This window comes from Mesorhizobium sp. WSM4821 (genome assembly GCF_055901555.1).
The window spans coordinates 5,961,265-5,980,679 of sequence record NZ_CM148371.1 but is presented as its reverse complement, the minus strand read 5'-3'; the positions used below and the strand labels follow the sequence as shown (position 1 = coordinate 5,980,679).

Sequence of the window (19,415 nt, the reverse complement as noted above, 5' to 3'; positions counted from 1 at the left end):
ACCGGCCCCCGCCGCGAGAGAAGCCCGCCACCTTGCGAGTGGCGGGCCCGGCCGCGAGACCAGGAGAGTGTTTGTCAAAGCCTCCACGGCCGATCGACACTCCCGTTTCGTTTCCTCAGCGGCGAGCGACAAGCATGCATAGCTGCCGCAGGTCCCGGTCATAGGTGCCTTCGCTGCTGAGCACATCGACACAGCGCTTCTTCATGCGCGTCAGTTGGCTGCTGGACAACCGCGCGACCGCGCTCGGCACGCTGGGAATCCTCGGCGTCCCGGCTGTTGCAAGAGTCCCCAACGTTCCAAGAGAGCCCGGTGTACCAGGAAGGCTTGCGCCTCCAACGCCGACACCGGCCTCCACGCCGACGCTACCTGTTCGCACCACATTGACTTCCACATCCGCGGTAATGCCGCCGGAACCGCCCACATTTGCGCCAGCGCCGGCAGTGACACCGCTGGTTCCACCGACACTGGCACCCAGACCAGCGGCGACTCCACCACTGCCGCCCACCTTAGCCCTTGCACCAGCGATAATCCGCTTGCTGCCGCCAACCGATGCACCGGCGCCTGCATTCACCCCGTTGCTACCGCCGATCGAGGCTCCGGCTCCCGCGTTGATGCCGCCACTGCCGCCGATCGAGGCGCCAAGACCGGCGCTTACGCCGCCACTGTCGCTAACCGATGCGCCGGCGCCGACGCTAATGCCGTCTGCGCCTGAGGGCAAAGACAGAGATAAAATAAGTGCACCGCCGGCTAAGGCTGTGGCGAAATTCTTAACGACATTTGCCATGACACTCTCCTTTGGTAGTTACTTCAGTAGCAGTTTCAAAGCCTGTTACTGAGCGACAACGAACTAGGAGGGTTTTTGAACTGCTGCCCGAAAGTTTGTTTGCAGCTTGTCTTACGGATAGTAAAAAATTCCCAATCAATTTTAACGAATGAACACTCGGGATTCCTGGCCCGAGACCTTCACACCTTCACCTTGCGCCAGCCCGCCCACCAGACCTCCCACTGCGAGCAGAACCAGCGCTCGCCTCGAGCCGGATCGATGCGCGTGGCCAGATGATTCTCCTGGCTTGGCGCGTGAAAGATGTGCTCGCCTTTCGTTGATGTTCCCCTTGATGCCGCAGCCTGTCCTATGAAAGGCAGCGTTGCTGATCGACGAACGGTGAACGCGAGGCAGTTCGTGCCGCGCATCAACAGCGACATGGGCTGCCGAAGAGATCGCAACAAAACCCGGCTGCGGAGAAGCGGACGCCACCCGGCGTTCGTCTGCACGTCCTCCCTGCATGAACGATCTTGCCCATTACAGTTCCCCGAAGGAAGAATGCTTCCATTGCGGACGCGAGTCAAAAGCTGCGCTGGCGACGACCAGTTCTGTTTGCCGCCGTTGCCATTGATCCGACATGGCCGACGACAAGAGCAGCGCGACTTACGCGATCGCAACAAGGTATCGGCGGACGATGATTGTGAGGTGAACCTTTTCGCTCCGCAGCACAACATCACGCCGCAAGCAGGTACGCGAACTGATCCGCAAGGCTGCGATCGGGCAACCCTGATCGAGGCCGCGCAGGCCTTGCCAGGACGCTGACCGAGGCCTTGGGTCGCCGCAGGGCTGCCCGCATCCAGCGCGCTTCCGGCATCCTGGCGGGGTGGTCAGTCCAGTGTCTCGGCGACGAAGGATGCGGCAATCAGATCGTCGGCTTCGATTCTGCCCTTGCCGCCCTCCATGACGGCCGCGACCTTTCGGAAGGTGTTGAGTTCACCCTCGGTAATCTGGGCGTCGCGCATCCTCTTGTTGAGGTCAGCCACGCGCATTCGGAGCGCCTGGGACGCTCCAACCTCACGGTTTGACATGACGATCACATTCCTCCCTTGATGGCTTCCCGCCGTACCTTTCGGCACGGCGGGACGTCCTCCCAGTCGCACAGGTCATTCGATGACTTTGATGATCTTGCGCGTGCCTGGCTCAACCACAACGGTCCGGTCGTCGACCACCACGTAACTGTATTTGGTGTCGGGGACTTCATGAAGCTCGACCGTATCGGGCAAGGTCGAGCCGATGTTGAGCTCCACTCCAGGTATCTTCACCGATGCGAGCGGCTGCTTCTTGACGTACTCCCTGATGACAGTTTCCTGCTCAGGCTCGATGATCACGTCCTGCGCGGCAGCGGCACCGATGCCTGCCAGCAGCAGAAACCCCCCGGCCAAAGTTGACTGCATTCTCATAAATGCCTCCTTCCGTTGCGCTGAACGGTATTATCTTCGCGCCAGCCCCACCCAACCTCAGCCGCGCGCAAATGTTCCCTGATTGGACTTCAGTCGCCTCATAGGGTCGGACCTAGGTCTGACCTTGCTGTCGCAAAGGACGAAGATGGGGCGCAGCCCGGAACCGTGACTGCTCCTAGTTGTTGCTCGCTGTGAGTTTACGGGAGGAGCCAATGGAAAATAGCGTCCGTCAAGCCCGCTGGTTACTCGCCCCGGTCTTCGCCGTCTCGATTTTGTTTCTGGCGATTGGAATGGCCATCAGCTAGGCCCACCAATAGTTGAGATCTGCGCAGCTACGTCCCTTCCTGCGCTGATAAGGGGACCACCCGCCATTCCTCGATTTGGCGGGTGGTCCGCAATATCGGCCGACCAATCCGCCAGATGAGGCTTGCAGCGGTTCAACGCGAGAGCGGACACTCACATCATATCTTCAGCAACCCCGTCGAATTGCCTGAGCCCTACGCTTGGCGGCTGCTGTTTATGAAGTCCCTGCTCAGTTGCGGCCGCCTCGAAGGCGTCGAACGCAGCTTGGTGCGTGCAATGTCCCGCCAGGCATTCCTCGATCATGCGGATTGCTTCAAGCCGGGACGGCCTGTCCATGGATGGCCATGGTTGCTGAAGCGCTTTCGCAGCGTCGGCTATCGACCCGATCACCATCGATGTGCCATTCAGTGAGATTGTAATTGGAAGGAACGCCGTCATTTTTGTCGCTCGCCGGAGATTGAAGGCGGTTTAACGCAAAGACAGGACGGTGGTTGCATCATCGTGGATTCAGAGCGCCGATGCCCGATGCTATTGAGGCTGTACAATCCCTGCTCGGTGCCGGAACGCAGGGGCTGGACGTCCGAGCAGGGTTGATCGTTTCGGTTCCGTGAACGAAGAAGCCGAGCCCCACGAGGCAAAGATGGCGGGAAATGCGACGCAGCCTTGGCGGCGCTGGAAGCTGCCTGCAGACGAGCCCGGCCTGCGCCTCTATGTCGATGAGATCGACAAGGTCCGGCTCACCGAATTCAGCGGCCAATGCCGTCGTCCGTTTCGACCCGGCGACGGAGACCTTCGCGGACCTTCCCGTCCGACCGCCCCCGGCGAGGTCGGCGCGGAGTCCGCTACCGGCCGCCTTGTCGTGATCGACACCGAAACGGGCAGTTGGGACAAGGGAGGTGCCGCCCAACGACTGCGATAGCGCTCAAGATTGATGGGCAGGTTTGCAACGCTCGCTCTTTTCGGCCAAGCAGGGAACATTGTCGATTGTCGCGACGTTCATAGCCAGAAGGGACGCTGTTTGCGGGAGGCCTGTCATGGGCCAATTCCAGATAATCGATCTCGTGTCCGTCATAAACGCCTGTACGACCGGCCGCGCCGCAGGGCGATTGGTGTCGATGGCCAAGGCCGTGGAAGAGTGGCGAGTGCTCACCGGCGACTTCATCTCGCCGGACGAAACTGTGGCCAACGCCCTGTCGCCTGTGGCGCTGGCGCGCGGCTGCGCAATCCTGTTCGACGAGCAACCGGGCGCCGATATCATACACGTGCCATCCCAAGAGGCCTGACTGGCGAAGGGACGGGTGAGGGTTGCGGGAACATCGGCAGCCGCCGCGCCAGCGGGGCGCGTCGGCTTCACACCGCGGTGGCGCACGCGTCGCGTACCGATGCTAACGGCAGTTGGAACCAGAACGATCCGGGAATGTTCTACCGCCATGCAATCGGAGAAATTCTATGACCAAGACCCGTTACGAACATGGCGCGACCAAGTATCCGGCCAAAACCGATGCGGACGCATCGGATCAGTTCTCTCAAGCGGCGGCCGGCAACAAGAAGCCAGCCGGTGGGATGGGCCTGACACGGTCAAGGGATGAGGTGGAGGACAAGACCCGTCAGTCCGAAGGACAGAACCCGAAAAGGCAACCCACCCCAAGCGCCGCGCCTGAAAAGACGTCCGGCGCAGGACCCGCGATCGCCGAGCATTCCAAGGACGCCAAGGCTCCGAAGAGCGGCCGCCAGCCGGGCGCCTACGTCAAGGAGTGACCGACCCGGGGAAATCATCGACCAACTCCCTCTGGTCGGCGGCGGGCACCCTCAGCCCATCATCGTCTTCAGCGGCTCTTGAGCGAGGTTCGCCTCGATCTCCTTGCCGCCCGGCGTTTTTTGCAGCGCGGTGCGCATGTTCTTGCGATATTCATCCGGCATGCGCGGCGGCAACATAGGTTCATACGCGTCGACGACCGCCTCTATGATCACCGGACCCTCCGCGGCGAAGGCGGCATCGAGGACCCCCTCTATTTCCTCAGGCCGGGTGACGCTGTAGCCGATGCCACCCATGGCTTGGGCGGCCATGGCGAAATCGATCGGCTGGAGTTCGCAGGCAAATTGCGGGTTGCCGAGGAACATCATCTGCTCCCAGGCGATCTGGTTGAGCATGTTGTTCTTGATCACCAGAAGCTTGAGCGGAATCCTGTAGCGCACCGCCGTAGAAAATTCGCCGAGCTGCATCGCCAGCCCGCCGTCGCCCACCACCGCGAAAACCGGCCGGCCCGGAAAGGCAATCCCGCCGGCGATCGCGTAGGGCAGTCCGCAAGCCATGGATGCCAGCGAGCCGGAGACGGCGAAGTCCTGCCCTGCCTTGATATCGATATGACGGGCGGCAAGCTCGGTGTTCTGGCCCGAATCGGTGGCGAGGATGGCGTTGGCCGGCATGCGATCGCCGAACGCCTTGACGACACGTTGCGGCTTGAGCGGCACGTCGCCCCGGCTTTCCGCCTCGGCCATCATCTTGCGCCAGCGCCGCACGCTCTGCTGCGCGTTCTCGAGAAACGATCTGTCCTCCTTCGGCCTCAGCCTTTCATTGAGCAGTCGCAGCGTGATGGCGGCATCGCCGACAAGACCGGCCTCGACAGGATGGCGCAGGCCGATGCGCTGCGCATTGCGGTCGATCTGTACGCCGCGCGCCTTGCCGGGCTTGGGGTAGTATTCAATATAGGGAAAGGTTGAGCCGACGATCAGCAGCGCCTCGCATTCCTCCATGATCTCCTGTGAGGCCAGCGAGCCCAGTATTCCAATTCCGCCCATGACGTGCGGATGGTCATCGGGCAGGACGGCTTTGCCAAGCAGGGCCTTGGCAATTGGCGCGGCGAGAAGGTCCGCCGTTCTCTCAAGTTCGGCCTTCGCATGCAGCGCGCCGCGCCCGACGAGTATCGCCACTTTCGAGGCTGTGTTGAGGATGTCTGCTGCAAGAGCGAGCTGCGCGTCGTCGGGCAGCTTGCTTCCTTCGAACCACCGCTCGGGCGTATGCTCTGGAAGGTTGCGGCGCGAGCGCTTTGCCGCCGTCTGCTCCTGCACGTCGCTGGCGATCGACAGATGGGAAACGCCGCGTCCCGCAAGCGCGGAACGGCAGGCCAGGCCGGCAACGTTTTCCATATGGGCTGCGTCGGTCACTTGAGTGTTGAAGACGGTGACGTCGTTGAAAACGCGGGTGAGATCGACATCCTGCTGCGTGAATGTCTCGATCAGGTCGTGGAATTGCATGCCGGTTATGGCAAGGACCGGCGCCTGGTCGAGTTTTGCATCATAGAGGCCGGTGAGCAGGTGAGTGCCCCCTGGTCCTGAAGTGGCGAGGCAGACGCCGAGCTTGCCCGTCCATTTGGCATAGGCCGTCGCCATGAAGGCCGCGGATTCCTCGTGGCGCACCTGCACGAAGCGGATCTTGTCCTGCCTTGTGCGCAGCGCCTCCATGATGCCGTTTATGCCGTCGCCCGGCAGGCCGAAGATCACGCGCACGTCCCAGGCGATCAATGTGTCGACAAGGATCTCGGCAGTATTGGGCATGGTTGCCTCCTGTATGTCTGGTTATGCTTTGTCCAGGGCCTGCAGCTTTGTGCGCTCGCCGTGGCGTGGGGCGCCGGACGTGACATCGGCGATCAGTCGTCGAACGGCGGAGATGCCCTGATGTTCCATCGGAACGGCAACCGTTGCGACCCAGGCAGCTGAAACTGAGAGACGGGCCCCGGCCTCTGCTCGGCAAAACGCCGCCGGAGGTCGCGTTTGGACTTCAAGCCAGGGCTCGGATTCCCGGGAAGGGGCTCGGCGAGGTCAAATCGCGCCGTCAATCGTCACTCGCGGTCCTGCGAGGGAATGGTCGAAACAAAAAACCCGCTTCTGCGGCAGGTCGTTGGCGCAAATCAGCACCATGCCTGGATCGCCACTCGCAACCTAGGAAAGCGTCGGGTTTGAGCCTGCTCCTCACCGCTGGCCGAGCGCAAATTGTCAACTTGCGCCTGTCGAGCGCCGAACGTGCGCAGCCAAACAAGGAACGGTTTCGGCGGGTTCTCGGTTGTGAGGGAAAGGAGATGGTCCATGTTTGAGAACAGCATGTGGTTGCTCGTCGTTGCAGGCGGCCCGCTGGTACTGGCAGTCCTGATCGCCTACGCGCTTCTCACACGACGCCGTCGCGGTCCCGCGGAACGCAGGGAGAGCAAACTGGCGACCGAGCGCTTGTATCGCGAAGAGAAGGACTGACGGTTCACGGCAGACGCGGATGAGCAAGGTGCACCCCCATAAGCAGCCGAAGTCTCGATGACCCATTCGCTTGACCAAGGCAAAATCCGGCCTGCCTGGATGGGCGACGGGGGGGTTATTCGACCGCCTTTTCGGAACGATCCCGCCGCCTTGCCATTATCGACAAAAGGACAGCTCGGATCGCGATGGTCCACGATTTGTCCGCTTCGGCAAGGACCGTAGCGCGACAACTCGACGATTGCCGCCAGCGATCCCGGCATCAATCGAATGCAAGGCACCTTGGAGGAACCATGACCGGACACAAAACCCATGAGCAGCAAATGCGCATCATTGAAAAGCGGGAGAATACGAAGAACGCCGGCAGGGATTTCGACGCAGAGGCGGACCTGAAGCGATCAGCAGCCGAACGTGAAGCGCTGCGCAAGGAATCGGAAATCAGGTCCGAGACACCCGATCTTGTCGATCCTGACGACCGCAACATCCTTCGCGGAGAAAATCAGGAGAGCGTTCACCACAAGAACCGTCCCGACGACTAGGCCCGAGGATTAGGTCCAACGGCCAGACGATGCGTCGTCCGACACGAATTGGAGCAAGCCTATGGCACAAGGTAGCAAGAAGCACATCGGAGCGGGTTCACGGGGAAAGGGTTCTGGTACAGGTGCCATGACCACGACCCCCAAGGACAAGATGGGAGAAAACCAGATCCTGTCCAACCGGGACAAGGCCCAGCATACGCGCCAACGCGGTCTGGATTCCAAGCAGGTCGCGACTGAGCAGCGCCAGGATCACGCTGCCAATCGTTTGCGGGACTGACAGCTGACTGGCCGCTGGGGCAGTCGTCCGACTTTTTCGGCCTGTCTTTTCAGCATGCTGATGAGTTCAAGGGGAGGGCACTCTTCGTCGGTTGTCCGCTGCGAGCTAACCGGCAGATTTGATCGATGATTTGTTCTCGAACCGCTCTGCCTGCCGCAGCAGCCGGATCACCTGCGTATCCGTGGTCTGCGCGAAATTCTCGTAATACCGGCTCACGGCTTCGAACGGCTCGGGCGTGGCGAGGCAGACCACGTCGTCCACATCGGCATTTATCAGGTCCAGCGTATCCCGGGGCGCCACCGGGACGGCCAAGACAATTTGCGCGGCCCGATCCTTCCTCAGCGCCTTGAGCGCCACTCTGACCGTTCCTCCGGTCGCTATGCCGTCATCGACGCGATGACGGTCCGGCCCAGCACCGAAGCCGCTGGCCTGCTGCCGAGATAGAGTTTTCTGCGTCGCTCGATTTCGACGAGTTGCCGCCGTTTTTCTGCTTCGACGTAATCGTCTGACGGCTGCACCAAAGCCACCGCCTTCTCGTTGAGGACGAGCTGTGGGTTTTCCCCGTCGACGACCGCGCCGATGCCATATTCGGAATGGCCCGGCGCGCCGATCTTGCGCACAAGCAGCAGGGCCAGGCGGGCGCGGAGCGCCTTCGCCACTTCGAAGCCAACCGGTACCCCGCCACGCGGCAGCGCCAGCACCAACGGATCGGCCGCTGCGAACCCGGTCAATGCGGCGGCAAGCTGGCGCCCCGCGTCCGTTCGATCTTTGAATCTCCGCACGTCGAGGATCATCGTCTTCGCCTTTCCAAAGACTGGCATCGGTGCTTGGCTGCTGGCGTCCCGGATTGTCGCGGTCTGCGGCGTCTTATCGAAAAAAATCCAGGCGGGTCGCACTCACCGCCGCCACTCGAACCAAAAATGCGCTTGCTGGCGAAACGGCGGTCACAGGCAATTGTTTCATCGCCCCTTGGAAATCGCCGAGCAAGGCGATCGATCTGGTTCTGCTTCGAATCCTTTCTGGCATGGCAAAGGATTTGTCCGGGCCATGGCAACTACAGCGTGCGTGATGGTTGACGTTGGCGCATGAGTATCTATATAATCCCTAAGACAACCAGCGAGGTTATCATGGTTCGCACCGCGCCAAACCCGAGCAGCACGCATTCCCTGCAGGCGGCTTTTCTTCGGCGCGCAACATCAGCGCTTGAGCGCATGGCGGCCACTGCCTCGCCCAAGACTCTGTCCGACGCTTTGGCTGCCCCGACCGATGCAGGCTCGCTTGCATGGCTCCTCAGCCGATCCGAAGTTGTAGGCCCGGCCGTCATCGAACTCGACCCGCTCGTTCCCGCCTTGGCAAGGAACGTCGAACACCGCAAGCGCCTGCTTGAGCGCGCTGGTGGCACTTTATCGGCCGAGGATGCCGGCCGGCTTCTCGGCATCTCGCGCCAGGCTGTCGACAAACGCCGGCGGGCCGGTGCATTGCTTGCTGTTCGCGAGGGAAGCGACTGGCGCTATCCCGCCTGTCAATTCGATGAGACGGAAGTCGTTACCGGTATCGCGGATGTCATTCGAGCCTACGCTTCGGCCGGGCCATGGGTGGCGCTCGATTTCCTGCTCGCCCCCGACTCGGCGCTTGGAGGGCAATCGGCCCTTGAAGCGCTGATGTCCGGCGATAGGGACGCGGTCCTGCGCCTCCTTCGCAGTGAGGCGCAGGACGGGTTTGCATGACGCCAAGAAAGTGGGCCGCCCACCGCGGCCCTTCCGGACAGGCGCCTCCTCCTCCCGAATGGCTCTCTGACATATCGCTGCCGATCGACGAGATACAGGCCGCACAGGTGTTGCACCGTGTCCACCGTTCGTCGCTCGAACCGATCTTCTTCGGCCCGGGCCCCAACGCTCCGCCGACGAACCGCTTTGACAGTGCCAGCGGACGCTTCGGAGTCCTTTATGCCGGTCTCACCCTTCGTGGCGCCTTGGCCGAAACCCTCGTGCGCAATCCGCAGCGTCTTATGGTGGCCATGACAGATATGGTTGGGCGCTCCATATCCGGGCTCGCCTCTAACCGACCCTTGCGGATTGTGCGCCTGTATGGAGCGGGACTGCAGACGGTCGGGACGGACAACTCGATTTCAACGGGACCCTATGAGCCTTGCGGCCGTTGGTCAGACGCCCTCTGGGATCACCCAGACCGTCCGGATGGATTAGCCTACCAGTCGCGCCATGACTCCAGCGAGATCTGTTTCGCGATCTTTGAAAGAGCAGATGTTCGCCTTGAGGCTCAGGTAACCCACGCATTGTCGAGCATGCTTAGAGACGTGGCCGCGGTGCTCGACAGCTATGGCAAATCCGTCTCCCCGCCTCTCGAATAACTCAACGCAGAGCCACGCGTAGGGTTACGCGGGGTCCGTTCCCGCAGGGGCAGGAAACACCCCGCGGCCTATCTCGCACGCAGCCGCTTAATGTGATCCAGGATCAACCTGTGACCCGGGCGTAGCGGACAACTCAAGAACGCCTTCACCCGATGCGCCGGGTGGGAAGCGATCGGCGTAATCATCGCGAGGTCGTGGGCGGCATAGATCTCCGCCGCAGCGATGGTGACATTGCGGTTGTAGGGGCCAACGATGCCAAGCAGGTCCGGCCGATCGCAAAACGCGTCCGCGATTTGCCGTCCGGTCTCGACCTTTCCCTTATCGTCCGCGGCCTCAAGCAAGATGGGAAGCCCCGCAATGCCACCGTCCGCGTTCTGCTCCTCGACCGCGAGTTCGATCGCCTGCTTCATTTCGGCGCCAGGCGCTGCCGCACTTCCCGACAATGGAGCGCCGATTGCGATCCGGATCGCTTCAGGCAGCGCATTCATCGCAAGCTGCCCCAAGGCGGATGCAGGATGGCGATTCCTTGTACGTCAGTAGCATTCTTCCTTACGCTGACATCCGACATTGAAATGGTCCTTGCTGCGCTGACCTGGTTGTCCGTCCCGACCTGCGCTTGCGCTCATCGGTTCCTTCTTTAACTCGAAAATGGTGAATTCAGCCGACAGGCCGGCGCTGCAGGACGAGCGATCTTGCTCGCGTGCCTTGGGCGCGCCGAAACCCAGCTGGAACAATCGATACCCTGGTGCGTTCGGCTGTTGTACATCTGCAGGGGTTCCCTGATGGCGCCACGACCCTTCTGGAAAGGCTATCTGAAACTTTCACTCGTGACCTGTCCGGTCGCAATGACGCCCGCTACCACCGAGAAGGAAAAGGTCCGGTTCCATACGCTCAATCGCAAGAGCGGACATCGCGTCGTCAGCCAATATGTCGATGCTGTCAGCGGCAAGCCCGTTGCTGACCATGACGAGGTGAAGGGATATCAGCGCGGCGAGGACGAATACGTCCTGCTCGAGGACGATGAACTCGAGGCGGTCGCGCTTGAGAGCGCGCGTACCATCGACATCGATATGTTCGTCGATGCCGACAGCATCGGCTGGATCTGGTACGACAAGCCCCATTACCTCACCCCGGACGATCCGGTCGGGGAAGAGGCATTCTCGGTCATTCGCGACGCCATGCAGTCGACAGGGACAGTCGGAATATCGCGACTGGTCATGTATCGCCGCGAGCGCGCCGTCATGCTTGAGCCGCGAGGCAAGGGCATCGTGCTGTGGACACTGCGCTATGGCGACGAGGTTCGCGATCCCGAGGATTATTTCGGCAAGATCGACGATGCCAAACCCGACCCGAAAATGATGGACATGATCTCGACCTTGATCGATGAGCGAACAAGGCAGTGGGATCCAGGCATGACCGGAGATCCCGTCCAGGCACGGCTGCTGGAGATCATTGCCTCGAAGAAGAAGGGCAGGAAGCGTCCGCCCAAGGCGAAGGCCACGGCCGAGCAGCCGCCCAGCAATGTCATCAACATCATGGATGCGCTGCGCAAGAGCATCAACTCGGAGGCTCGAAAGCGAAAGTAGGCGCCTGGAAGCGACCGGTTGGGGACCAAAGGCAACGCACATGAAAGTCATTCCCCGCAAGGCTACGATTTCGTGCCGCATGGCGGCGGCGACGCTTCCGTGACACATCGTTGCCCAGGCGAGGCGGTCACAGTCGCCTTGATGGAAGAGGCGATCCGCCTGCTGACCGGATCGATGAGCTATGAGATCCCCGACCAGAAATCGGCGCTGAACCTGTCACGCATGCCGGCGCTCCCTGAACAGGGCTTGCGAATGCGCAACGTCCGCCGCGCCGCCGCCGGGACTGGCCGATGAACGGCGGCTTCCCCCTGCCGCTCGACACGCCGCCGATGGAAGCCAGGGCGGCTGAAGCGATTCCCGAAGGCGACGGGTGGCAATACGAGCGCAAATGGGATGGTTTTCGCTGCCTGGCGTTTCGGCAAGACGACGCGGTGGAACTGCGCGCGAAATCGGGCAAGCCGCTCGGACGATATTTTCCCGAACTCGTCGCGACACTGAAGGAACTGCCGTCGCCGTCATTTATCGTCGACGGCGAAATCGTCATCTCGCTCGACGGCAAGCTGTCGTTCGACGCCCTCCAGATGCGGCTTCATCCCGCCGAGAGCAGGATCCGCAAGCTGTCCGCCGAAACCCCGGCGCACATCGTCCTCTTCGACATGCTGTGCGACCACGGAACCGTCCTGCTGGAACGGACGCTGAAAGAACGGCGAGCGGTCCTCGAGATGTTCGTCGCTGCGGCAAACCGCAGCAACATCGTGCTCTCGCACTGCACGCGCGACGTGAAGGAAGCCCGCTCCTGGCTAGGTGATTCCGGACATGGGGCCACGGACGGGGTGGTCGCCAAGCGGCTGGACGATCCATACCAGCCGGGCGCGCGCGCAATGGTGAAGGTGAAGCGGCTGCGGTCGGCCGATTGCGTTGTCGGCGGCTTTCGCTATCTCAGCAACAGCCGGCAGGTCGGCTCACTGTTGCTGGGCCTCTATAACGATGCCGGCAAGCTCGATCACGTCGGCTTCACCTCGACCATCGCCAAGGATGACAGGGGCGCGCTTACCCGCAAGCTTGAAGCGATCCGCGAGCCGCCGGGTTTTACCGGAAAGGCACCGGGCGGACCGAGCCGCTGGAGCACCGAGCGCAGCGGCCAATGGGAGCCGGTTCGGCCCGAACTGGTGGTCGAAGTGCGGTTCGATCACGTCACCGGCGATCGTTTCCGGCATGGCACCAAGTTCCTGCGCTGGCGGCCGGACAAGGCTCCGGGACAATGCACGTTTGCGCAGATCGCCTAGAAGATTTACTGACGGGCAGACTCGCTTCACGTCGAGAAACTAGCTAAAAACAAATGGATAGAGATGGATTCTAGAGTTCGATTCGAGCGCAGGCAAGAAAGCTGCGCTGCTTGCGGCAGATCTTGAGCGCCGTCTGTCAGCCGGCCTTCCGGCGCGACGCGGTCTCTTTCGCCTTTGCGCGGCGCGCCGGCTTTGACTTTGCCGGAGGCTTTCTTGTCGAGGGCTTCTTGCCGCCAACGCCCGCACTTTGGCGCAGCGCGTCCATAAGATCGACGACCTTCTCCCGCTTGGGCTGCTTCGGAACTGCAATCTTTTTGCCTTCGAGCTTTGCCTTCACAAGCTCGGCAAGCGCCGTCTCATAGCGGTCGTCGAATTTGGTTGGATCGAACTTGCCTTTCTTGGTGTTGATGATGTGTTCGGCCAGTTCAAGCATCTCGCCCTTGATCTTCAGGTCCGGCACGTCGTCGAAGGCCTTGTCCGCCGAGCGCACCTCGTAGTCGAAGTTCAGCGTCGTCGCGACCAGCCCTTCGTCATAGGCCCGGATGAGCAGTGTCCGCACACGCCGGAACAGGACGGCCTGGGCGATCGCGGCGACTTTCTTTCTGCGCATGCCTTCGCGGATCAGCCCAAACGCTTCCTCCGCGTGTTTGTCCGGCGGGGCGAGGTAATACGGCTTGTCGAAATACACGTCGTCGACATCGGAACAGCCGATGAAGGCCGAGACCGACAGCGTCTTGTCGCTTTCGGGGATAGCCTCTGCGACCTCGTCGGGTTCGAGCATGACATAGTCACCCGAGCTGACCTCATAGCCTTTGACCTGATCGTCCTTTTCGACGGGTTTGCCGGTATCGCTGTCGACGAAAGCGCGATGCACCCTGTGTCCCGTGGCGCGGTTTATCGTGTGGAAGGCGATCCGCTCGGAGGTCGAGGCCGCCGTATAGAGCGCCACCGGACAGCTGAACTCTCCAATTTTCAGGAAGCCCTTCCAATTTGCTCTCGCCGCCAAGACAACAGCCTCACTGTCACAAGCATTGCACTGGAAATGCAACGTGGCGGCGCCAAGATTTGTTCCTTTGGCGCTTCTTTGTCGTTAAACGCCCGTCGAGGTCAGCGACCCGCGATTTCTTAGCGGGTGGCTGCAATCTGATACCGGCCGACCTGCCTGGCATATTGCTCGATGGGGTGCGGCCGGCCGACCAGGAAACCCTGCACCGCATTGCAATCTTCTGCGCGCAGGAAATCGAGTTGCGCCGTTGTTTCCACGCCTTCCGCGACGATGTTCATGGAAAGCCCGCGTCCCAATCCAACGATGGCGCGGATGATGGCGCTGGATTGAGGCGTGTTCTTGAGCTTGGCGACGAACGACTGATCGATCTTGATCTTATCGAACGGGAAGGATTGCAGGTAGGAAAGAGACGAGTAACCGGTGCCGAAATCGTCCATCGCTATTTTCACGCCAAGCGTTTTCAGCCGCCTGAGGATCGAACTCGCGCGCGAGAAGTCGTCGAACAGAACGCCCTCGGTAATTTCGAGCTCCAGCCGGCCAGGATTAAGTCCGGTTTCGAGCAGGATTTCGTGCACCAGAGCCGGAAGATTGCCGTGACGGAACTGGACCGGCGAGAGATTGACCGCGATCTGGAGGGGATTGGCCCAGGATGCAGCCTCCCGACAGGCTTCACGCAGAATCCATTCGCCAATCGGAATGATCAGCCCGCTTTCTTCAGCCAGTGGAATGAACCTGGATGGTGAAATCATGCCGTGCACTGAATGTCGCCAGCGAGCCAAGGCCTCAAAGCCGATGATCTCGCCGGAGACCAGCGCCTGCGGCTGGTAGTGCAACATCAGCTCCTTGCGCAGGATCGCCGACCGGAGATCCTGCTGAAGGACGCGTCGTTCACGCAATCGCCTGTCCATATCGGCTTCGAACACGCGAAAGACGCCGCGACCCGCAGCCTTTGCACGATAAAGCGCGGCGTCGGCATTGCTGAGGAGCGCGGCCGCGGTCGTGCCGTCGATAGGGAAGAAGGCGATCCCGATGCTCAGGCCGACGCGCAGGTTATGGCCCTCGATCTCGAAATCTTCCACCACTGTTTCCAGTAGCCGATCGGCAAGCGCAACCGCGCTCGCAGGCTGCGGGTCGTCGGTGGCAATGATGGTGAATTCGTCGCCGCCAATGCGGGCCAGGAATGCGCCGTTTGCCGCAGCGGCTAGACGGTTCGAGATTTTACGCAGAAGTTCGTCTCCCGCCGAGTGGCCGAACACGTCGTTGATATCCTTGAATCCATCCAGGTCGAGACACAGGACTGCGAAGCGCTCGCTGTTCGATGACGCCCGCTCTAGGGTGAAATTCAGACGCTCCGCAAAGGCGGGACGGTTTGGAAGATCGGTAAGCGCGTCGTGGTTTGCCAGATGGGCAATGCGCGCCACGGCGCGCTTGCGTTCGGTAATGTCCTCGGCAACGCCGAGCAGGTATTTGTTTTTTCCGTCGTCGCTGTCGATTGCCAGTCTCTTCATCATGAGGTCGCGCATCCCGTTGGCGCGCGTGCGGACAGTCTCCTCCTCTGCGATCTGCAGACGATCGGCGCGCAACACTTGCTGGTCGCGCATGAAGAACGAATCCGCCTCATCTCTTGGAAACAGGTCGTAATCCGTCTTGCCGATCAGTTCATCACGGGGAATGCCGAGCAATTCCTCGCCCGCGCGGTTCATCAGGATGTAGCGGTGATTGCGAGCTTCCTTGACGAACAGCATGGCGGGGACATTTTCAATGATCGTGTCGAGAAACTCACGGGTGCGGCGGAGTTCGTCATTTGCCCGCTTGCGTTCAGTGACATCGACGACCGCCACCATTGCCGCCGCGCGGCCTTCGTACTGGAGCCTCTGGGAGTAGACGATGACGTCGATAAGGCTTCCGTCCGCCTTCAGGTGACGCCATGTCTGGCCAGTGTCATAACGGTCCCTTTTCGTTCCGGCCATCTTTCGGACTGCGTCGGCATCCTCGGGCGGCCTGATGTCGAGCAATGTCATCGCCAGGAACTGCTCTCGAGTGTAGCCGTAACTCTCGACCGCGGCATCGTTGACGGCCAGAAACCCCAAGCTGTCTCTCTCGTATACCCACATCGGGATAGGATTGCTGTCGAATAGAAGTCGCGACGAGGCCTCACGCTGTTTCAGTTCGGTGATGTCGGATAGAGAGCCGATGACGAGGCGGGTGCCGTTGGCAAGGCAGGCCCGTTTCTTTCGGGTCAGGATGGTGCGAAGCTCTCCGTGATTGCCGGGAATGAACTCCTCGTTTTCGTTGATGTCGTCTGTCTCCAGCACCAGCCGGTCGATCCGCCGAAAGACGTCCGCGTTCTCTCTTGGCAGGAAGTCGTGATCTGTCTTGCCGACCAGTTGCTCGTGTCGACGCCCCATGAGTTCGCACATGCTTTGATTGAGCATGACAAAACGGTGCTGATCGTCCTTGATGAATATCGGATGCGGCACAGCGTCGAGCACACGCCGCAGAGCATCAATATCTTCCGTCGGAAATGTCGCGGCCGGCGTCTCAGCCATAGTTTTTGAAGGTGGCATGTCTGAGCCTCTCGGCGGCAATCGTTGCAGCAAGGTCTTTAGAAATCCTTCAGTGGGCGTCGAGACTTGGACTTATTCTTCACGAAGAACCTTGGTGCCGTCTTCTTGTCCGAAGCTTCTTGGATTGGACTTAATCTTAACGCCGGTCCGTTGCCCTGTCGGCAGGACCGGCGTCCGCCCGGACGTCGCGCAGATTGCAACGCTGAACGGTCCTCTCTGCGGGTATACGGGCGTCCGAGACCGGGTTGCGATCGATCTTCGCGAGCATTGCGCTGGTGAGGCACCCCAGTTGCAAGAGCCGACCTTGGACGGACATTTGTCCGGGCTTGCGGACCAACCATCCCGCTGCAACCAAATTCACGACCCGCCGTTTGCCGAGCAGGAAGGAGCGGTTGCCATGACGAGACTGCGATCGACGACACTGTCATTTTTGCCTGCCCTGGCGGGTCTGGCTTAGGGGAGGTTGCAGCAACGAAACCGAACCTACGCAGAGCCTGCAAGAGGACGTCCTGTTCTTCGCCGATCCCGTGCTGGCGGCCGATTGTCCGTGTCGTGAAGGGACGACCGGTGGCCACTGCCGGATCGAGGAGCGCACCGTCCGCGCCGCCGACGCCGCCTGGCTCGCCGAGCGCCATCTCGGCTGGATTTGGCGAGCATCGCGGCAGTCACGGTGCGGCGCACGACCGAGAAGACCGGCGCGACCTTGACCGAGACGCGCCTCTTCATCTCTTCCTTGCCACCCGACCCCGTCCGCCTCGCCGCCGCCGTGCGTGCCCACTGGAGCGTCGAGAACAATCTGCACTGGGGTCTTGGACGTGGCCTTCCGTGAAGACGAATGCCGCGCCCGCAAGGACCATTCTGCGCGTAACCTCGCCATGATACGTCGCGCCGTGCTCAACATGCTCCGGCGCGAACCTTCCAAGAAGTCGCTCAAGCCCTCATGAGCCCGGCCTACCGCGAAGCCGTCATCGCAGGTTAACGGTTCATGATTTGGCCCTGGTGGAGCGCCGCGTCAACCTGTGCAAAAACTACGGCCTTGGATAGAGAGAGTCGGTACTTAGCGACCGAGCGATGCGGCGATCGCGGCAATTGGGCGGAAAAGGACCAGCGGATCGTCCTTTGACGGAAGGAAGCCACGCCGCTGCCAGAACGCGGAGGCTTCTGCGTCGACGGCATTGACCATGAGCGCGCGGCCGCCGATGAGGCCCGCCGCAGTTACGCAGCGTTCCAGGGCGTGCTTCAACAAGCCGGTACCGATGCCGCGTCCATTCCATGCGACATCGGTCGCAAGCTGTCCCAGCAGCAGGCAAGGTACCGGATCTGGCGGTTGTCCTGTACGGATGGACCGAGGCAGCACGTTCGGGACCACGGCCGTTGGCGCGAGGCCGTAGTAGCCAACGACACGACGCGCCTCGTGAACAACCAGGACGGCAGTGAAGCCCTTCTCCTGATTGGAGAGGGCCCGGGTCTTGAGCCAGTGGTCGAGCGTTGGCTTTCCGCAGGTAAACTCGGAAACGTCATGGGCCGCGGTCAGCGGTTCAGGAGCTGAGAGAGGCAAGGATCAGTTCTTCGCGACGTAACCTGATTCCCAAGGGGCAGGGCGCTTCGCCAGTTCCACCATTTCGGGAACCGGTGTGGCTGGCCCCGACAAGACCGCCATGAAATCGGCAAAACCTTCCGGGCTCATGCGGATCAGCCGGTTTTCCATCAGCACATCCTCGGCGGCGCGAACGGCCGCGTCACGCACAAAGTCCGTACGCGACCGACCCCGAAGGCCAGCAGCGCGATCGATCATTGCGATGTCAGCCTCCGGGAGGCGCATCGAGATCGGGTGTTCTTTGCGTTCTGCAATTTTGGCCATGACGTTCTCCTACGACTTGACATAGCGTATCGTAGTGCAATTTACAATACACTTCTGATCGCGATCGCGCAGTGAAACCAATCCAATATGCCGTGCGCAGGCTGGCGGCGGCAGGCTAGACATCCGGGTTGGAGGCAGCGTGAAAGCGCTGCGATTCCTCATCGATGATGCCCTCGACGATATCGCGGTGCATTTCCGCAACAGGAGAAAGCCGAGCGACCTCGGAGGCGACCTTCGCCCAGTGCCAGAATTGCGCTATCACTGCGCACCCGATGGCGCGCGGCAAGGCGTTGCGCGGCATAGTAGGCGTCTCGCTCGTCTGTGCGGATTAACCTGCGTGCATCGACTTGCCATCGCCGCCTGACCTTGCGGCGCGTGTCGATCCATGCGGTCAACACATTGAACATGCCTGCCACCGTCTTCCAGCTGTTGCACATGGTTGCCGGACGCGTGACCATACAGACCTAGGCGTCACGCTTGAATGCCGTCCGCATCAAGAGCTTGGTGACGAAGGCGTCCCATTTCTTCATCGCCGCGCGCTTCTCGCGCATGTAATTCCAGCGGCCGTAACTCTTGGAACTCACGTCCTGATGTCGCAGGGAGGCCAATTGTCAGCAGTCGCGACGCGGCTCGCTTTCTGGAGCAGCTCCACGATGCGGTCAAAGCCGATGCTACGACCGGAACAGGGGAGTATGGTCGTAAGTGGTTCTCATAGCCACATCCTCCATTGAGCAACATGGATATAAGCAGGCACCAAGGAGCTTGACGCCTCCTCGGTTTGTGCCGGCCCCGCTCCTGGGCGACCGGCAAGCATCGATTTAGAGTCGCAGCTTACGCGTTCAAGAGCGCATAGGAAAAAATTCAGTCGTAGTTGCCCAGAGGAGCTCAGCCTCTCCGAAATTAGTTTGCTCGGCGGGATTATAGCCTTGGGCCGCGAACTCCGATCGGAACACCTCGACATCATAACACCAAGCTCCATAGCGCGCGGATGGCGTCATCAACGAACACGTACTCGACGGTCGGGCTGCGTCCAAAGCGGCACGATGGTAACCCAGCAATGGATCGGATGCGCCTCCTTAGCCGCTTGAGATGGTGGTGGTTGCTGATGACCAAGCTAATATGCGCGAACTACGCTGCCCTCGCTGCTCGGGTCAACC

General features: G+C 61.0%; 23 protein-coding genes and 1 pseudogene. 11 read left to right on the top strand and 13 right to left on the bottom strand.

Annotated elements, in window-relative coordinates; all coding sequences use genetic code 11:
- Nucleotides 1–115 precede the first annotated feature (115 nt).
- The 5 genes from AC0NID_RS29260 to AC0NID_RS29240 all read right to left on the bottom strand — a co-directional run bounded on the left by AC0NID_RS29260 (nucleotide 116) and on the right by AC0NID_RS29240 (nucleotide 2,964).
- Nucleotides 116–784 carry a hypothetical protein gene (locus AC0NID_RS29260; protein WP_473457853.1) on the bottom strand — a complete coding sequence of 223 codons (669 nt, stop codon included), beginning with the start codon at nucleotides 782–784 and terminating at the stop codon, nucleotides 116–118.
- 179 nt (nucleotides 785–963) lie between these two features.
- Nucleotides 964–1,272, bottom strand: coding sequence for a hypothetical protein (locus AC0NID_RS29255; RefSeq protein ID WP_473522347.1), 309 nt, complete (start codon nucleotides 1,270–1,272; stop codon nucleotides 964–966).
- Between the two features lie 378 nt (nucleotides 1,273–1,650).
- On the bottom strand, nucleotides 1,651–1,812 hold the full coding sequence (locus AC0NID_RS29250) for a hypothetical protein (RefSeq protein ID WP_473457857.1): 162 nt from the start codon (nucleotides 1,810–1,812) through the stop codon (nucleotides 1,651–1,653).
- A 114-nt stretch (nucleotides 1,813–1,926) separates the two neighbouring features.
- A complete protein-coding gene (locus AC0NID_RS29245; protein WP_473457859.1) occupies nucleotides 1,927–2,223 on the bottom strand; it encodes a DUF1236 domain-containing protein in 297 nt (98 codons plus the stop codon).
- Between the two features lie 456 nt (nucleotides 2,224–2,679).
- Entirely contained in the window at nucleotides 2,680–2,964 is a 285-nt protein-coding gene (locus tag AC0NID_RS29240; protein WP_473457861.1) for a DUF982 domain-containing protein, read from the bottom strand.
- Nucleotides 2,965–3,166: 202 nt separating this feature from the next.
- Here AC0NID_RS29240 and AC0NID_RS29235 point away from each other — a divergent pair, with 202 nt between their 5' ends.
- The 3 genes from AC0NID_RS29235 to AC0NID_RS29225 all read left to right on the top strand — a co-directional run bounded on the left by AC0NID_RS29235 (nucleotide 3,167) and on the right by AC0NID_RS29225 (nucleotide 4,284).
- Complete coding sequence (locus tag AC0NID_RS29235) at nucleotides 3,167–3,445, top strand: hypothetical protein (RefSeq protein WP_474033362.1); 279 nt, start codon at nucleotides 3,167–3,169, stop codon at nucleotides 3,443–3,445.
- A gap of 115 nt (nucleotides 3,446–3,560) precedes the next feature.
- The gene (locus AC0NID_RS29230; protein WP_473457865.1) at nucleotides 3,561–3,809 is read left to right on the top strand and encodes a hypothetical protein; all 249 of its coding nucleotides are present in this window, start codon (nucleotides 3,561–3,563) and stop codon (nucleotides 3,807–3,809) included.
- 166 nt (nucleotides 3,810–3,975) lie between these two features.
- Nucleotides 3,976–4,284 carry a hypothetical protein gene (locus tag AC0NID_RS29225; protein WP_473457867.1) on the top strand — a complete coding sequence of 103 codons (309 nt, stop codon included), beginning with the start codon at nucleotides 3,976–3,978 and terminating at the stop codon, nucleotides 4,282–4,284.
- Nucleotides 4,285–4,335: 51 nt separating this feature from the next.
- On the opposite strand, the gene AC0NID_RS29220 is transcribed toward AC0NID_RS29225, so the two are convergent.
- The gene (locus AC0NID_RS29220) at nucleotides 4,336–6,081 is read right to left on the bottom strand and encodes a thiamine pyrophosphate-dependent enzyme (RefSeq protein ID WP_473457869.1); all 1,746 of its coding nucleotides are present in this window, start codon (nucleotides 6,079–6,081) and stop codon (nucleotides 4,336–4,338) included.
- Nucleotides 6,082–6,609: 528 nt separating this feature from the next.
- Between AC0NID_RS29220 and AC0NID_RS29215 the strand changes: the two genes are divergently transcribed.
- The 3 genes from AC0NID_RS29215 to AC0NID_RS29205 all read left to right on the top strand — a co-directional run bounded on the left by AC0NID_RS29215 (nucleotide 6,610) and on the right by AC0NID_RS29205 (nucleotide 7,584).
- The gene (locus AC0NID_RS29215) at nucleotides 6,610–6,771 is read left to right on the top strand and encodes a hypothetical protein (protein WP_473457871.1); all 162 of its coding nucleotides are present in this window, start codon (nucleotides 6,610–6,612) and stop codon (nucleotides 6,769–6,771) included.
- Nucleotides 6,772–7,061: 290 nt separating this feature from the next.
- Nucleotides 7,062–7,307, top strand: coding sequence for a hypothetical protein (locus tag AC0NID_RS29210; protein WP_473457873.1), 246 nt, complete (start codon nucleotides 7,062–7,064; stop codon nucleotides 7,305–7,307).
- A 127-nt stretch (nucleotides 7,308–7,434) separates the two neighbouring features.
- Entirely contained in the window at nucleotides 7,435–7,584 is a 150-nt protein-coding gene (locus AC0NID_RS29205; RefSeq protein WP_473457875.1) for a hypothetical protein, read from the top strand.
- A gap of 105 nt (nucleotides 7,585–7,689) precedes the next feature.
- Here AC0NID_RS29205 and AC0NID_RS29200 read toward each other — a convergent pair.
- Nucleotides 7,690–8,378: pseudogene (locus tag AC0NID_RS29200) on the bottom strand (phosphoribosyltransferase).
- Nucleotides 8,379–8,711: 333 nt separating this feature from the next.
- Between AC0NID_RS29200 and AC0NID_RS29195 the strand changes: the two are divergent.
- Both AC0NID_RS29195 and AC0NID_RS29190 read left to right on the top strand, forming a co-directional pair.
- The gene (locus AC0NID_RS29195; protein ID WP_473457876.1) at nucleotides 8,712–9,311 is read left to right on the top strand and encodes a helix-turn-helix domain-containing protein; all 600 of its coding nucleotides are present in this window, start codon (nucleotides 8,712–8,714) and stop codon (nucleotides 9,309–9,311) included.
- The gene (locus AC0NID_RS29190; protein ID WP_473457877.1) at nucleotides 9,308–9,952 is read left to right on the top strand and encodes an RES family NAD+ phosphorylase; all 645 of its coding nucleotides are present in this window, start codon (nucleotides 9,308–9,310) and stop codon (nucleotides 9,950–9,952) included. The genes AC0NID_RS29195 and AC0NID_RS29190 overlap by 4 nt, the downstream gene beginning before the upstream one ends.
- A 68-nt stretch (nucleotides 9,953–10,020) precedes the next feature.
- On the opposite strand, the gene AC0NID_RS29185 is transcribed toward AC0NID_RS29190, so the two are convergent.
- Nucleotides 10,021–10,362, bottom strand: a complete 342-nt coding sequence (locus tag AC0NID_RS29185) for an ABC transporter substrate-binding protein (protein WP_474033360.1) — start codon at nucleotides 10,360–10,362, stop codon at nucleotides 10,021–10,023.
- 372 nt (nucleotides 10,363–10,734) lie between these two features.
- Here AC0NID_RS29185 and ku (AC0NID_RS29180) point away from each other — a divergent pair, with 372 nt between their 5' ends.
- The 3 genes from ku (AC0NID_RS29180) to AC0NID_RS29170 are packed head-to-tail and all read left to right on the top strand — an operon-like array spanning nucleotide 10,735 to nucleotide 12,824.
- Nucleotides 10,735–11,538, top strand: coding sequence for a non-homologous end joining protein Ku (gene ku, locus AC0NID_RS29180; protein ID WP_473457881.1), 804 nt, complete (start codon nucleotides 10,735–10,737; stop codon nucleotides 11,536–11,538).
- An 18-nt stretch (nucleotides 11,539–11,556) separates the two neighbouring features.
- The gene (locus tag AC0NID_RS29175) at nucleotides 11,557–11,832 is read left to right on the top strand and encodes a hypothetical protein (protein ID WP_473457883.1); all 276 of its coding nucleotides are present in this window, start codon (nucleotides 11,557–11,559) and stop codon (nucleotides 11,830–11,832) included.
- Complete coding sequence (locus tag AC0NID_RS29170; RefSeq protein WP_473457885.1) at nucleotides 11,829–12,824, top strand: ATP-dependent DNA ligase; 996 nt, start codon at nucleotides 11,829–11,831, stop codon at nucleotides 12,822–12,824. The genes AC0NID_RS29175 and AC0NID_RS29170 overlap by 4 nt, the downstream gene beginning before the upstream one ends.
- Before the next feature lie 136 nt (nucleotides 12,825–12,960).
- On the opposite strand, the gene ku (AC0NID_RS29165) is transcribed toward AC0NID_RS29170, so the two are convergent.
- From ku (AC0NID_RS29165) to AC0NID_RS29145, 5 genes are all read right to left on the bottom strand, one after another.
- Nucleotides 12,961–13,830, bottom strand: a complete 870-nt coding sequence (gene ku / locus AC0NID_RS29165; protein WP_473457887.1) for a non-homologous end joining protein Ku — start codon at nucleotides 13,828–13,830, stop codon at nucleotides 12,961–12,963.
- Nucleotides 13,831–13,949: 119 nt separating this feature from the next.
- Complete coding sequence (locus AC0NID_RS29160; RefSeq protein WP_473457889.1) at nucleotides 13,950–16,397, bottom strand: sensor domain-containing protein; 2,448 nt, start codon at nucleotides 16,395–16,397, stop codon at nucleotides 13,950–13,952.
- A gap of 1,057 nt (nucleotides 16,398–17,454) precedes the next feature.
- On the bottom strand, nucleotides 17,455–17,955 hold the full coding sequence (locus AC0NID_RS29155; RefSeq protein ID WP_473457891.1) for a GNAT family N-acetyltransferase: 501 nt from the start codon (nucleotides 17,953–17,955) through the stop codon (nucleotides 17,455–17,457).
- Nucleotides 17,956–17,958: 3 nt separating this feature from the next.
- On the bottom strand, nucleotides 17,959–18,258 hold the full coding sequence (locus AC0NID_RS29150) for a type II toxin-antitoxin system TacA family antitoxin (protein WP_473457893.1): 300 nt from the start codon (nucleotides 18,256–18,258) through the stop codon (nucleotides 17,959–17,961).
- A gap of 115 nt (nucleotides 18,259–18,373) precedes the next feature.
- Nucleotides 18,374–18,559 (bottom strand): hypothetical protein, encoded by a 186-nt coding sequence (locus AC0NID_RS29145; protein ID WP_473457894.1) that lies wholly within the window; start codon nucleotides 18,557–18,559, stop codon nucleotides 18,374–18,376.
- Between the last annotated feature and the right edge of the window lie 856 nt (nucleotides 18,560–19,415).